The sequence below is a fragment of the Terasakiella sp. genome, assembly GCF_048267425.1.
GTDB lineage: Bacteria > Pseudomonadota > Alphaproteobacteria > Rhodospirillales > Terasakiellaceae > Terasakiella.
Genome location: NZ_JBLWXN010000002.1, coordinates 490,738 through 504,742 on the forward strand (window position 1 = coordinate 490,738; position 14,005 = coordinate 504,742).

Sequence of the window (14,005 nt, forward strand, 5' to 3'; positions counted from 1 at the left end):
TTAAACCATCCAGAATGTAATCACAATTAAAGCCAAGCCTGCCAGATAAAGCGTTTCCACCAACATTAAAACCAACGGCATCCAACCGACCTTGACCAAGGCGGCAAATGACGTCTTCATCCCCAGGGCAGCGACCGCCATCACAATACACCAGCGCGACACATCAATCAGGGTGCTGGAAATCACAACAGGGATATCCACACTGCTGTTTAAGATGACCAGCGCCACAAATCCCAGCACAAACCACGGAAACGGTAATTTCGCTTCACTCGTCTTATCTGCTTTGAGATGGGCACGCGCCGCCATCATAACAATCAAAACAACGGGTAACAGCATGGCAACACGCAACAACTTCACAACGGTTGCCACATCCCCTGTATGATCAGACACACCATATCCCGCCCCAACCACCTGTGCGACATCATGGATGGTCGCCCCCAAAAACACACCGGTTTGTTGTTCGTTCAAGCCAAGGGCTGCGGCAATGATGGGGTAGATGACCATCGCCATAGTGCTGAACGCCGTCACCGTGACAACCGTGAAAATGGTATCACGTTCCCCATCTTTTCCTTGCGGTAAAACAGATGACAACGCCATTGCGGCTGATGCACCACAAATGGCAACGGCCCCACCGGTCAAACAACCGAATGCTGTCTTTTTTGTGAAAAGACGGGTCAAACCGATCCCTAAAAAGATCGTCGTGACCACCCCGGCGATCACCAGCACAACCGGGATCAAACCAAGGTCTTGCAAGGCAGCAAAGGATATACGCAACCCTAACAAGGCAACACCGATACGCAAAACCTGTTTGGCCGCCATATCGATCCCTTGGGCACATCTTTCATGTTCGGACAAAAAATTAAACGCAATCCCCAACAATAAGGCAAACAGCATCGTCGGCGCACCATAATGATCGGACAGAAAAACCGCTGCGATTGCAATCGTCAGAGCCACCAACAGGCCGGAAAATCTGTCACGATAAAAATTCCCGATGCGTTCCATCGTTTCTGTACCTTACTGAGGAGTTTTCGATCAAGGCCGTACCATAGCAGTCTGCGTTCTCAAAATCTTTTTAAAATCGATCACGCAGACGTGTTTTGTTTTTTGGACGCCGTTCAGGCAAAATTTCAAGGATATACAATTTGATGAAAGGTCTGATCATGTTTCGCCTCTTGGCTGTTTTCACCATATTTTCTGCATTTGCGCCCCAACACGCCGATGCCGCCCAAGTGATTACCCTGACCCAAACCCCGTGCCAGTTTGTTGAAGCTGAAAATGGGATTGATCACGCCATAAAATCGACTTCCGCCAAAGATTGCGAAGCCTACAATCGCCAAACACAAGCCGAACGTTTGAAAACAGCAAAAGCCCTGACCCTGAAAGCCGGCACATATACATTCCGTGTCAAAAATGAAAACGTGCCCTATGAACTTGGTTTTTGGCTGCGAGACAAAGATTACAACTGGAAAAACCCGCTGCATAAATTGACCAAGACCAGTATCTCCGGTGGCGGTCTGACAACAGGCGTCAGTCGGGATTATGAGGTTGAATTGAAACCGGGTGAATACCTGTATTCCTGTCCTTTAAACCCGACACCAGATTACAAACTGATCGTTGAATAATGCCATCTGGACCTGCTATACGATCTTATTGGTAAAGAGCGTTTGTTTTTTATGGACTTTCCGTGTCATTTCGGCCAAGAATCGCCCTTTCGGGCAATCCTTAACATAAAGCTGACATGAAACTCGACCTGCGACCTATATATTTCATCATCGGTCTTCTGCTGATGACATTGGCTTTGGGTATGTTACTCCCTATGCTTGTCGACATGGCGCAAGGCAACCCGGATTGGCAAGTCTTTATGCTCTCTTCCGGCGTGACCCTGTTTGTCGGTATGGCCTTGGCCTTGGCGGGTCGCAGTCGGGAAAAAATGTATTTCTCCATTCGTCAGGGCTTCATCATGGCAACATTCAGTTGGCTCGTGATGACTGTTTTTGCCGCTCTCCCCTTTGCTTTTTCCGAACTGGACATGTCCTACACCGATGCGTTTTTCGAGGCCATGTCCGGCATCACCACAACCGGGTCAACGGTTATTTCCGGGCTGGATTATGCCCCACCGGGCCTGCTGTTATGGCGGGCTCTGCTGCAATGGCTCGGCGGAATCGGGATCATTGTGATGGCGGTTGCAATTATGCCGATGCTGCACGTCGGGGGGATGCAACTCTTTAAGGTGGAAGCCTTTGAAACATCGGATAAGGCCTTGCCCAAGGCCGCACAAATATCAGCCGGAATTTCCGTCATTTACCTCGGCCTGACCGCCATTTGGGCCGTGGCCCTCTGGTTTGTCGGGATGACCCCGTTTGAAGCCGTTAGCCATGCTATGACCACCATTGCCACAGGTGGTTTTTCCACGTCCGATGGATCGGTGGGACATTTCGATAGCGGGGCAATTGATGGGATCATTACATTGGGTATGATTGTCGGCTCCCTGCCCTTTATGCTGTATTTACGAACTTTGCGCGGTAACTATCAGGCGCTGATCAAAGATTCACAGGTTCAGTGGTTCATGGTGATTATCTTTTTATTAATCGCACTGGCCACCGGTTTCTTATGGCTGCAAGAAGGTTACGATCCCATCCATTCCTTACGTTACGGCGCCTTCAACGTGGTTTCCATCATCACCGGCACAGGCTACGCCACAACTGACTATCAGGTCTGGGGCCATTTTGCCTGGCCGATCTTTTTCTTTATTATGTTTATCGGGGGCTGTTCCGGTTCCACGACTTGCGGGATCAAGATCTTTCGTTTTCAGGTTCTTTATGCCGCAGCAAAAACCCAAATCAGACGCCTGTTGGAACCTCACGGTGTTTTCATCCCTTATTATAACCGTCGCCCAATCCCGGACGAAGTTATGACCTCGGTTCTCAGCTTCTTCTTTATCTTTGGGGTTTGCTTTGCGCTTTTGACAATGGCACTTGGCATGATGGGACTGGACTATGTAACGGCCATCACCAGCGCGGCAACCGCGCTTGCCAACGTCGGCCCTGCCTTGGGTGAAGTTGCAGGACCAAGTGGTAATTTCCAGACATTCCCGGATGCCGCCAAGTGGCTGATGTCGTTTGGTATGCTGCTCGGACGGCTTGAATTATTTACCGTCCTCGTGCTGTTTATGCCGACTTTCTGGCGCGGTTAATTAGAAAGATTGTGTACGGATATTTTCCGTCATCACCTGATTGAAATCAGCCATCAATTTTTCCAGAAGCTCGTACCATTTTTTTTCAAGTTCCAGAAGGCTGGTATCTTCTGAGACCGTCATATAACGATGTGCCTTTGCTGTCGCAAAACCTTTATTTTTACCTTGGGCATCATAGACATCCAAGCGCCCGTCCACAGTCAGGTCATAGCGTTCAGACTGGTCCGTGGTAAAGACACCTTTGAGACCTGTCTGTTTTTCCAGTTTATTTTCAACGGCCGAAGCTTCTAAAATCGTGAAAACGGCCCGTCCCCCCGACCCGTTGGGTTGCAATCGATCATAAGCCCATTGCGTCATCGCCTGTTTTGGTGACGTCGGCAGACGGTGGGAAATTTCCTTACCGTCAACACTGGTGACACTTTTATTCACAACATCCAGTTTTGCCGCTTGCACTGGAATTGGCGCAAGATGCTTAAAGGTCATTTCCGGCAGATTTTGCACCGGCGGCGTATTCGTACAAGCCGAGATCAGCAACACACCTGCGAAAGCAAAAATCCATTTTTTCATGTCGAATACCTATGTCGTTATTTGCACCGACAACCAGTGAACGCACAAACGTTTGAATTGTCAATGTTTGACGGCTTGTTCCGCCTGTTTTTCAGCGCGCAGTTCTGTCAGACGATCTTTGCTAAACGTGTAGTTTGTGGAACAGAAATGACACGTAACTGTCGTTCCGCCTTCCTCGATCATATCGTTTAGTTCCGGCACTGGCATGCCCTTCAATGTTGCTATCAGGCGTTCTTCTGAACAGCGGCATTCCTGATGAATGGCCTTGGTTTCATAGACACGCACGCCTTCTTCATGGAATAAGCGATAGGGCAGGTCCGCCATACCGAGGCTGGCATCCAGCATTTCCGCATCCGTCAGACTTTTCAGCATAATGGAAGCATGGTTCCATTTTTCACGCGCCTCTTCGTCATTGCCGCTTTCATCGGGCAAACGCTGGATCATCACCACACAAATTCCGCTATCGCCATGTGCGATTTTAAACGCCGTATCCAGCTGTTCAGAATTTTTAAAATAGCTATAGGCACATTCGCTTAAAGACTGACCTTCCAACGCTGTCAACCCTTGATAAGGCTGCATATGTTTACCTTGATCGACGGTAAAGGCCAAGCGCCCGGTTCCCAACAGAGTTTCCACACTCGGTTCAACATCCTTGCCCAAAGCAGACAGTTTATCCATATCAAAACCGGCATAACCGCGCAAACCACCGTCAGACGTAATATCGCTGACCAACGCCTTGATCGGGCCAGCCCCTTCGCCTTCGGAAATCGCCTGAAGAGAAAAAACACCGTCATATTTTAACCCGGACGCCAGTGCAACCGTCAAGCCCATTGCTTCGCTTAAGATATCGGCAATCGGTTTGGGATATTTATGGGCATCCAAGATCTTATGAACGGACGCTCCCAGACGAATGACCCGGCCGCGAATATCCAGTTCATCAACCTGAAACGGTAAAACGCGGTCTTCCAACAATTGTTTGCTCATTTTACATACTCAACAGAACAGGTACGCCCCCAACCGTAACAAAACGGATCAGGGGCGCAACAAAAATTAAACCTTGGCTGTTATATAGTCGCAGATTACATCATTGACCAGACCATAACGCCTTTTTGAGCATGGAGACGGTTTTCCGCCTCGTCCCAAACGACGGAATTCACCCCGTCGATCACCTCGTCGGTGACTTCCTCGTTACGGTGCGCCGGTAAACAATGCAGGAACAAGGCATCATTTTCTGCCTGTGCCATCAAATCCGCATTGACCTGATAAGGGGTCAACAATTCCATCCGGCGATCATAATCCGTATCCCCCATAGATACCCATGTATCGGTCACAATAACGTCCGATCCACTGGCCGCCTGTTTGGGGTCTTTGACCACAGACACATTCCCGCCTTCGTTGGCGGCCCAATCCAGATAATGATCATCGACCATCAATTCATCCGGACAGCACAGACGCAATTCAAAACCGAAACGGGTTGCGGCTTCCACATAAGAATTGGCCATATTGTTGCCATCGCCAATCCATGTCACCACTTTGCCGCCAATGGGGCCACGATGTTCTTCAATCGTCATAATATCGGCCATCAATTGACAAGGATGGCTATTATCCGTCAGGGCGTTGATAACAGGCACCGTACAGTAATGCGCCATTTCCATCAGTTTTTCATGGGAATCAGTGCGCAACATCACGCCATCAACCATACGTGATAGAACACGCGCGGTATCGGCAATCGTTTCACCACGACCCAATTGGGAATTATCGCCCATGATCACCAGCGGGTGACCGCCCAGTTGCACCATACCGACTTCAAAAGAAACACGCGTACGGGTGCTGGGCTTTTCAAAAATCATTGCCAGCGTTTTACCGGCAAGCGGTGACATGCCACCAATGACGTTCATGCCATTTTTGTAACTTATGGCATGATCCAGAATCTGACGCAAATCACTGACGTCCAATTCACTTAAATCTAAAAAATGCTTCGGTTTCATTATACTTTTTCCGAAAGTTCTTTACAGGAGCGTTCGATAATCGCAATTGCCGCCTCGATATGTTCTTCTTGAACCACAAGCGGGGGCAACAAACGCATCACATTATCGCCTGCCGGCACCGCCAACAGACCATTGTTAAAACATTGCGCAACCAAATCCGTGTTGGGCACAACGCATTCAAAGCCGACCATTAAGCCCAGACCACGTGCGCCTTTGACAATCTGCGGATATTTTGCAACCACATCGTCCATACGTTTTTGCAGATATTCGCCCATCTGCGCGACACGATTTAAAAAACCGTCTTCCAAGACAACATCCAGAACCGCGTTGGTTGCAGCCATTGCCAAGGGGTTCCCGCCATAGGTCGAACCATGCGCGCCCGGTGCCATACCGCTGGCGGCCTCAGCCGTTGCGATACAGGCGCCAACCGGGAAACCACCGCCAATCCCTTTGGCAATCGCCATCACATCCGGTGTAATCCCCGCCCATTCATGGGCAAACAATTTACCTGTTCGACCAACGCCGGTTTGAACTTCGTCCATCATCAACAGGATGCCGTGTTCATCACACAACTGACGCAGGCCTTGAAGGAAGGCAATATCCGCGGGGCGCATGCCACCTTCGCCTTGAACAGGCTCGACATGAACAGCGGCCGTTTCCTCTGTAATCGCAGCACGTGCCGCGTCCAGATTATTAAAAGCCACCTGATCAAAACCGTCCAGCATCGGGCCAAATCCGTCACAATGCTTGGCTTGCTTCCCGGCGGACAATGTCGCCATTGTCCGGCCATGAAAAGCACCGGAAAACGTTAAAATGCGATAGCGTTTGGACCCTTTCGCCGCAAAATATTTACGTGCTATCTTAATCGCACATTCATTGGCCTCCGCCCCGGAATTACAGGAAAAGACCACATCACCAAACGTGCTGTCAGCCAGACGTCGGGCAAATCGTTCCTGTCCCTTAATGCGATAAAGATTGGAACAATGCCACAATTTTGCGGCCTGCTCCGTCAGGGCAGAAACAAGATGCGGGTGTGCATGTCCAAGACATGTCACCGCCACACCGGCGCCGAAGTCCAGAAAGCGTTTTCCGTCCTCAGCGATTAGGTAAACACCCTCGCCTTTATCGAAAACGACATCAGCCGGGGCATAGGTTTTCATGACTGCATTCGTCATCTGTCGGTACCTTTACCACACGTTTGTTGAAAAAATATTTTCCAATTAGGAAAGCCGACGAGTATCGGGATTGCACCCGCCTCTGTCAATTCGAAAAAGGCCTGTTTTCACGGCTTTGTCGCCTTTTTAGTCGGTTTTTTGCATTTCTTTGGCCTGTGCAGCACGCAAAATGCTCTCCAGCCCCTCATCCACAATGCCCAAGGCCCGAATATGGCGACACGTATTTTCCAGATATTCCAGGGAACGCCCCATCTGCCCCACGCCTTGCAAGACATGATCAACCTTTGTGTCCGGTTCAAAATGTCCTGCATATTGCGGGTGGTCTGCAATGGATACAAAGGTATAGGTTTCCAGCACTTCTCCCGTTTCATCCATCGCCTTCACCCATTTGGGTTCATAGACTTCATGGATCATCTCGCGCTCATACAGGTAATCCATCACATCCGTCACCTGTGCACCCGCCACACGAAAAGCCACCCCCAAACAGGTACCACCGGGATTTAACCCCAACACCAGACCGGGAACCTGCGGTCTACCGCGAAAGACATAAGACAAAATGCACAGATCACGGTGATATCCTTCCAATGTCACCTTGCGGCTTTCCAGATAGTCAAACCCCGGACGCCACATCAAGGAACCGTATGCAAAAACCCATATATCTTTCTTGACTGTCATCTGCTCACTTTTATTTTTCGGCCACGCATCTTTTTACTCAACACCATCGCCCGGTGGATTTCAAGTGGGAATCCAAGGACTTCTGCGACGTAGAATTTTAATCCACCAAGCCTGTGGATAAGTTTGTGAGTTAATCTTGGAGATGTACAATTAGGCCAGCAAAACTGCGCGTTCCTAAAACATGCCTATTTTTTGTGCACATAAATAAGTGATTGTTTTATATAGAGTTTTAAGAATCGTTTTTAGCCCCGGACTCCAGTCGTAAGATTTTCTTAACGCAAATGTAACGTTTTTTTTCTCTTTACAGAATGTGCAAAACTTTGCAGGGGACCCACCTACGGATTCCCTACGATTCGCAAAAAAGCGATTCTAAATCCGGCTCAACCTAACATAAAAAACAGGGCTTGATTCCCCGTCAATTCACACCCCAGCGTTGAAACGCTCGATCTCAACACCGACGCTTGCGATATCGGCAAAGACATCCAGTTTTTCAACACGGATGCGCGCACATCGCACACGAATATCTTGCAAGCAGGAGGCTGCAATTTTTTCGGCAAGCGTCTCACACAGATTGGTATGATCGCCCGACACGATCTCGCGGACTTTATTGGCGACTTGTTCATAACAAACGACATGGTCGATATTGTCGTTATGGTGACTTTCACTCACCGTCAGGTCCAGATTGACACGAATACGCTGCGGGGCATCGTGTTCATGTTCGTAAACACCGATCGAACATAATAAAACGAGGTCACGAATAAATACATGACGCACGGCGGCTTTCGCATCGGCAATACGAAGCGGTTGGACATTCTCGGCTTGAAACGCGCTCATCGGCTTTACCTATCGGTCTGTTATTCTTTCGGCGGTGTGTGGTTGTCGCCTTGCGCCCAACCCAAATGTTCCCCACCATCAAGGGCAATCATTTGCCCCGTCATCGCTTGTGCGCCTAGGATATACAACACAGCGTTGGAAATTTCCACAAGATCAGTAGGTTTTTTTAGTGGAACGGACAAATACTGTTGCTCAAAGTCCTCAGCAGACTGGCGCGCACTGGCCAATGTCGGCCCCGGCCCAATTGCATTAACCCGCACATTCGGGGCAAACGCCTGCGCCAATGTCTGCGTCATTGTCCACAGTCCCGCCTTGGAAATCGTATAACTGGCAAAATGGGGCGTCAGGTTCCAGACCCGTTGGTCAATGATATTGATAATATTTCCGGAGAACCCCGTCGGCAAGGCTGCAACAAAGTTTTGCGACAAAACAAAGGGCGCGCGCAAATTAACCGACATGTGCAAATCCCAGCTTTCGCGTGTTGCATCATAAGCCGTATCATTTTCAAAAACCGAGGCATTGTTAATCAGGGCATCTACACCCCCCATTTCGGCGCTCACCACAGAGATCAAGTTTTGAACATCTTCTTCGTTTGAAAAATCCGCACTAAAGGCGCAGGCAGTCCCACCCGCCTCTTCTATTACGTGACAGACATGGGCCGCATTTTCGCGTGAGCCATGATAATGCAGGGCAACCGCCCATCCCTGAGCCGCCAATATCTGAGCGATATGAGCGCCAATACGATGTGCCGCCCCGGTGATTAAAGCAACTTTCTGCACGTTCGCCAACGATCCTTTACCTCTTAAACTTAACTAAACTGCGCCAAGAGATGTTCAACCCCATAAGCCTGCACGGAAATATAAGCCGCATAAAACAGGACAAAAACGAAGCCCTCTTTGCGCGACAATTCCCATCGCGTCACCATAAATGGGACCAACAGGATCGTCGCTCCCATCATAATCCAGAGGTCGAAATCTAACAATTGTTGAGCAACCGGCAGAGGCTGGATCAAAGCAACCAAGCCCAAAACCCCCAGAATGTTAAACAGGTTGGAACCAATAACATTGCCAAGGGCGACATCGGTATGCCCACGCAAGGCCGCCATACCGCTGGCGGCCAGTTCCGGCAGACTGGTTCCGATTGCGATCATCGTCAAACCGATAACTTCTTCAGGAACGCCATAAAGACGCGCAACTTCTGTGGCACCATTAACCAATAATTCCGCACCATAAACAACAGCCGCAATCCCGCCAATGGTCATCACCAGCATCAGCCAGATATTGTCGGGCACTTCGATCTCTTCCGCTTCATGGGCATGCAGTTCTGCCATTTCCGGGTCGGCGCCATGACGTTCGCGCCAATAGGAATAAAACAGAAAACAGATAAACATCCCAAACAGGATGAAGCCTGCGACGACATCCAAGACACCAAACCAACACAAGGCCGTAAAAACAGCCGAACAGACCAGCAAGATCACGCCATCGCGCAAAACCGCACCGGGATCCCCCTGCACAGGTTTGATCAGGGCTGTCACCCCTAAAATCAACAGAATATTCGCAATATTTGACCCGATGATGTTGCCCGTGGCGATGCCGGCCGCATTCTCCAGCGCAGCATCCAGACTGACCACGAATTCCGGCGCACTGGTACCCAGCGCGACGACAGTCATGCCGATCACCAAGGGCGATACGCCGATCCGACGCGCAAGGCCAACAGACCCTTTGACGAGAAATTCCGCCCCGATCAATAGCAAGACGAAACCAATCGCAATCAAAATATACATCATCACAGGAGATCGACCTTTCGGGCTTTTGTCAAACGAGCTGACTGCTTTGCCACGCTCCCCCCTGAATGTAAAGGGGGTCTTGACATTTACAAGCCCTTTTGAAAGAAATTACCTGTTGGTCGTTCCTGTTCTACGTTGCGAAAACCCCATCATTTCCATACTACGGATTAAAATTTCCACGACTTGTTCATAATGGGCAAAATGATCCGTATTGATTGTCAGATCAAAATTCGTCGGATCATTCAATCGGGAACTAAACATGTTCCAAACGAATTTTGCCCGCTCCTGATTGACCTCCTTACAGCGTGCTTTGGCTTCCGACAGGCTGAGGCGCTCACGATGAGCCACCCGTCTCGCGCAAGCTTCGTTTGAGCCGGTTAACCGGACCCGCAACACATCACGGCCTTGTAAAACCACATGGCCGCCCCGCCCAATAACAATGCCGCCTTTGTGATAAATACAGCGGATCACCGTCACCAGTGCGTTGATATAATCTGTGCGCGAAACATTCTTACCCGTCACCATCGCATACAGCCACGAGTCACTGGCTGAACTGACTTTTTCGTGTAAGGTTTTCAATACATTTTTGTTCACTTCAGAGCGTTGGGCAATCGCGTCGATGATATTTTCATCATAAATATCCAATCCCAACCGTTCCGCCAGCAAGCGCGAAATTTCTTCACCACCTGTGCCCAAATCGCGTGAAATTGTAATCACCGGATGAAGTGTATGGTCTGTATCACCGGGGGATACTTCAACCGCCCGACTTAAGGCCTGAATGACACCTTGTACATCAATAGACATGATACATCTCCCCTGCATTCTGACTGCAAAACAGGCTATTCTGTTTCATCCCCTATTATAGCAAAAATCACAAAGATTGTCTTGCGATGGCGCAAGCCAGAAAAATAATCTCTGCAAAAACAAAAAAAACAGTTGCAGGCTTACGTCCTTTTCTATAGTTTCCGCCCTCGTTCCAGCACACTTGCTTTATGCAAGAACAGCTTATCGAAAGATATTGCGGACAGATGGCCGAGTGGCTGAAGGCGCTCGCCTGGAACGCGGGTATGGGTTAACAGCTCATCGAGGGTTCGAATCCCTCTCTGTCCGCCACTTTCTCAAGAAAACAGCGCCCCTCGGGGCGCTTTTCTTTTTTCTACCTACAAAGGACGCGTGGGCTTGGAAGAACGGTTTACACCGCCTCATGGGTTATTTTCGGCCCGATATCGATATCTAATATAAAAAAATGCCCCGACATTCTCATATCGAGGCATTTTTGATTTATAAGGTATTTAACAGGAAATCGCCTTAAGCGTCCAGATTGGAGACTTTCAAGGCATTGTCCTGAATGAAATCACGTCGGGGTTCCACCACATCGCCCATCAAGGTCGAGAAGACTTCTTCGGCTTCGTCCACATGATTGACCTTCACTTGCAGTAAGGAACGGGCACTTTCGTCCAATGTGGTTTCCCACAGCTGTTCCGGGTTCATCTCACCCAATCCCTTATAACGTTGGACATTCATACCTTTTTTGCCCAACTCGGTCACCGTATCAACCAGTTTGACCGGTCCGTTGATCTCGTATTCCTTGTCTTTCTGAACCAGTTTTGCCGGTTTTGCGAAGCTTTCCGTCAATTCTGCCGCCAGATTATTCAAGGCACGTGCTTCAGCAGAGCGCAGAATACCATGATCCAAAACATGCGTTTCTTTCACACCGCGCAATGTCCGGGTAAAGGAGAGACTGCCGTCATCCAAAACGGAACCTTCCCAGCCACGTGCAAGATCGCTTTCATTGGCATCTAGTTGTTCCGCTACTTTTTGCGCCATTGCGGCCCCACGTTCTTCATCTTGCAACAACGTCACATCCAGTGCCCCTGCAATGGCTGCTTGTTCCAAAATAGAAGACGGTACCTTGGTCGCCAGTTTCGCCAACATGGCCTTAACCCGACGCGCATTATTGATACGCGAGCGCAAATCATCCCCACCGATTTGATGACCGGAATGAAGTGTCAACAGGCAATCATCCACAGCCAAGTTGACCAAATGATCTTCCAAAGCCTTTTCATCTTTTAGATAGACTTCCGAATTACCGCGCTTCACACGATAAAGCGGCGGCTGAGCGATATAAAGGTAACCGCGTTCAATAATTTCCGGCATTTGACGGAAAAAGAAGGTTAACAGCAAGGTTCGAATGTGCGATCCATCCACGTCCGCATCGGTCATAATGATAATTTTATGATAGCGGCATTTCTCGATATTAAAGTCTTCTCGTCCGATGCCGGTTCCCATTGCCGTAATTAATGTCCCGACCTCCGCAGAGCTCAGCATCTTATCAAAACGGGCACGTTCCACGTTAAGAATTTTACCTTTAAGCGGTAGAATAGCCTGACTTTTACGATCACGGCCCTGCTTCGCAGATCCACCGGCGGAGTCCCCTTCCACGATAAACAGTTCGGATTTAGCAGGGTCACGTTCCTGACAATCGGCCAATTTACCGGGTAAAGAAGAGATATCCATCACCCCTTTACGACGGGTCAATTCCCGCGCTTTTCGCGCAGCATCACGCGCCGCAGCGGCTTCGCAAATTTTACTGATAATCTGGCGGGCTTCATTGGGGTGTTCTTCAAACCATTCGGCCAAGGTTTCCCCGACAACGCCTTCGACAACGGGGCGAACCTCGCTGGACACCAACTTGTCTTTGGTTTGGGACGAGAATTTCGGGTCCGGCACTTTCACAGAAACCACGCAAGTTAATCCCTCACGGATGTCTTCCCCGGAGATCGACACTTTCATCTTTTTCGCCAAACCGCTGGATTGGGCGTAGGCATTCACCGTTCGGGTCAAGGCACCCCGGAAACCCGCCAAATGGGTTCCGCCGTCGCGTTGCGGAATATTATTGGTAAAACACAAGACGTTTTCGTGATAGCTGTCGTTCCATTGCATGGAAACTTCAACACCGACTTCATCGCCGTTATTATCAATTTTATTGCCGTTCATATAGACCGGGTCCGGCACAAGGGCGTTTTTGGATCGATCAACATATTTGACAAATTCCAGCAGGCCCCCATCGTAACGCATCGCCGTTTCATGCGGTTCAGCATGGCGTTCATCGCGCAGCAACATGCCAACACCAGAATTCAAAAAGGCGAGTTCGCGCAAACGATGTTCCAGCGTATTATAATCGTATTCTGTAATCGCAAAGATTTCTTCAGAGGCATGAAACGTCACAAACGTCCCGGTCTGGTAGCTGCCATCTTCTTTTTTCGGCGCATCCCCAACAACCTTGAGCGATTCAACCGCCGCCCCGTCTTCGAAACGAACATAATGTTCTTTACCATCGCGATAAATGCGCAATTCCAACCAGTCAGACAAGGCATTTACAACGGAAACCCCTACACCATGCAAACCACCGGAAACCTTGTAGGAGTTGCTGTCAAACTTCCCGCCCGCATGCAACTGGGTCATAATAACTTCGGCGGCAGACACACCTTCTTCAGCATGGATATCAACCGGAATACCACGACCGTTATCCGATACGGTCACGGAGCCATCGCCATTCAACGTTACCGTCAAGGTATCGCAATGTCCGGCCAAGGCTTCGTCAATTCCGTTATCGACAACCTCGTAAACCATGTGGTGCAGGCCGGTTCCGTCATCTGTATCCCCGATATACATACCGGGACGTTTTCGCACAGCCTCAAGACCGCGTAGAACCTTAATGGAATCTGCGCCGTATGCTTCAACATTGGCTTCACCGCTGATCTGGTTTTCTTCACTCATGGTCTAT

13 protein-coding genes and 1 tRNA gene are annotated in these 14,005 nt (G+C 49.4%); 3 read left to right on the forward strand and 11 right to left on the reverse strand.

Features of this window, described 5'->3' with window-relative positions; all coding sequences use genetic code 11:
- The gene (locus ACN0VA_RS05495; protein WP_417820176.1) at nucleotides 1-1,002 is read right to left on the reverse strand and encodes a YeiH family protein; all 1,002 of its coding nucleotides are present in this window, start codon (nucleotides 1,000-1,002) and stop codon (nucleotides 1-3) included.
- Nucleotides 1,003-1,145: 143 nt separating this feature from the next.
- Here ACN0VA_RS05495 and ACN0VA_RS05500 point away from each other — a divergent pair, with 143 nt between their 5' ends.
- The gene (locus ACN0VA_RS05500; protein ID WP_417820177.1) at nucleotides 1,146-1,622 is read left to right on the forward strand and encodes a hypothetical protein; all 477 of its coding nucleotides are present in this window, start codon (nucleotides 1,146-1,148) and stop codon (nucleotides 1,620-1,622) included.
- Nucleotides 1,623-1,738: 116 nt separating this feature from the next.
- Nucleotides 1,739-3,193: a TrkH family potassium uptake protein gene (locus ACN0VA_RS05505; RefSeq protein ID WP_417820178.1), complete on the forward strand. Its 1,455-nt coding sequence runs from the start codon at nucleotides 1,739-1,741 to the stop codon at nucleotides 3,191-3,193.
- On the opposite strand, the gene ACN0VA_RS05510 is transcribed toward ACN0VA_RS05505, so the two are convergent.
- From ACN0VA_RS05510 to ACN0VA_RS05550, 9 genes are all read right to left on the reverse strand, one after another.
- A complete protein-coding gene (locus tag ACN0VA_RS05510) occupies nucleotides 3,194-3,760 on the reverse strand; it encodes a hypothetical protein (protein ID WP_417820179.1) in 567 nt (188 codons plus the stop codon).
- Nucleotides 3,761-3,820: 60 nt separating this feature from the next.
- On the reverse strand, nucleotides 3,821-4,744 hold the full coding sequence (locus ACN0VA_RS05515) for an Hsp33 family molecular chaperone HslO (RefSeq protein WP_417820180.1): 924 nt from the start codon (nucleotides 4,742-4,744) through the stop codon (nucleotides 3,821-3,823).
- A gap of 95 nt (nucleotides 4,745-4,839) precedes the next feature.
- Nucleotides 4,840-5,748 (reverse strand): ornithine carbamoyltransferase, encoded by a 909-nt coding sequence (gene argF, locus ACN0VA_RS05520; RefSeq protein ID WP_417820181.1) that lies wholly within the window; start codon nucleotides 5,746-5,748, stop codon nucleotides 4,840-4,842.
- Nucleotides 5,748-6,923 carry an aspartate aminotransferase family protein gene (locus ACN0VA_RS05525; protein ID WP_417820182.1) on the reverse strand — a complete coding sequence of 392 codons (1,176 nt, stop codon included), beginning with the start codon at nucleotides 6,921-6,923 and terminating at the stop codon, nucleotides 5,748-5,750. The genes argF and ACN0VA_RS05525 overlap by 1 nt, the downstream gene beginning before the upstream one ends.
- A 126-nt stretch (nucleotides 6,924-7,049) precedes the next feature.
- Entirely contained in the window at nucleotides 7,050-7,598 is a 549-nt protein-coding gene (locus tag ACN0VA_RS05530; protein ID WP_417820183.1) for a gamma-glutamylcyclotransferase, read from the reverse strand.
- A gap of 420 nt (nucleotides 7,599-8,018) precedes the next feature.
- Nucleotides 8,019-8,432 carry a dihydroneopterin aldolase gene (folB, locus tag ACN0VA_RS05535; protein WP_188663855.1) on the reverse strand — a complete coding sequence of 138 codons (414 nt, stop codon included), beginning with the start codon at nucleotides 8,430-8,432 and terminating at the stop codon, nucleotides 8,019-8,021.
- Nucleotides 8,433-8,452: 20 nt separating this feature from the next.
- Nucleotides 8,453-9,211 (reverse strand): SDR family oxidoreductase, encoded by a 759-nt coding sequence (locus ACN0VA_RS05540; protein WP_417820184.1) that lies wholly within the window; start codon nucleotides 9,209-9,211, stop codon nucleotides 8,453-8,455.
- Between the two features lie 29 nt (nucleotides 9,212-9,240).
- Nucleotides 9,241-10,218: a calcium/sodium antiporter gene (locus ACN0VA_RS05545; protein WP_417820315.1), complete on the reverse strand. Its 978-nt coding sequence runs from the start codon at nucleotides 10,216-10,218 to the stop codon at nucleotides 9,241-9,243.
- Nucleotides 10,219-10,326: 108 nt separating this feature from the next.
- On the reverse strand, nucleotides 10,327-11,022 hold the full coding sequence (locus ACN0VA_RS05550; protein WP_417820185.1) for an AAA family ATPase: 696 nt from the start codon (nucleotides 11,020-11,022) through the stop codon (nucleotides 10,327-10,329).
- Nucleotides 11,023-11,240: 218 nt separating this feature from the next.
- Here ACN0VA_RS05550 and ACN0VA_RS05555 point away from each other — a divergent pair.
- A tRNA-Ser gene (locus ACN0VA_RS05555) sits at nucleotides 11,241-11,331 on the forward strand.
- A 195-nt stretch (nucleotides 11,332-11,526) separates the two neighbouring features.
- On the opposite strand, the gene gyrB is transcribed toward ACN0VA_RS05555, so the two are convergent.
- A complete protein-coding gene (gyrB, locus tag ACN0VA_RS05560) occupies nucleotides 11,527-13,998 on the reverse strand; it encodes a DNA topoisomerase (ATP-hydrolyzing) subunit B (protein WP_417820186.1) in 2,472 nt (823 codons plus the stop codon).
- Nucleotides 13,999-14,005 lie beyond the last annotated feature (7 nt).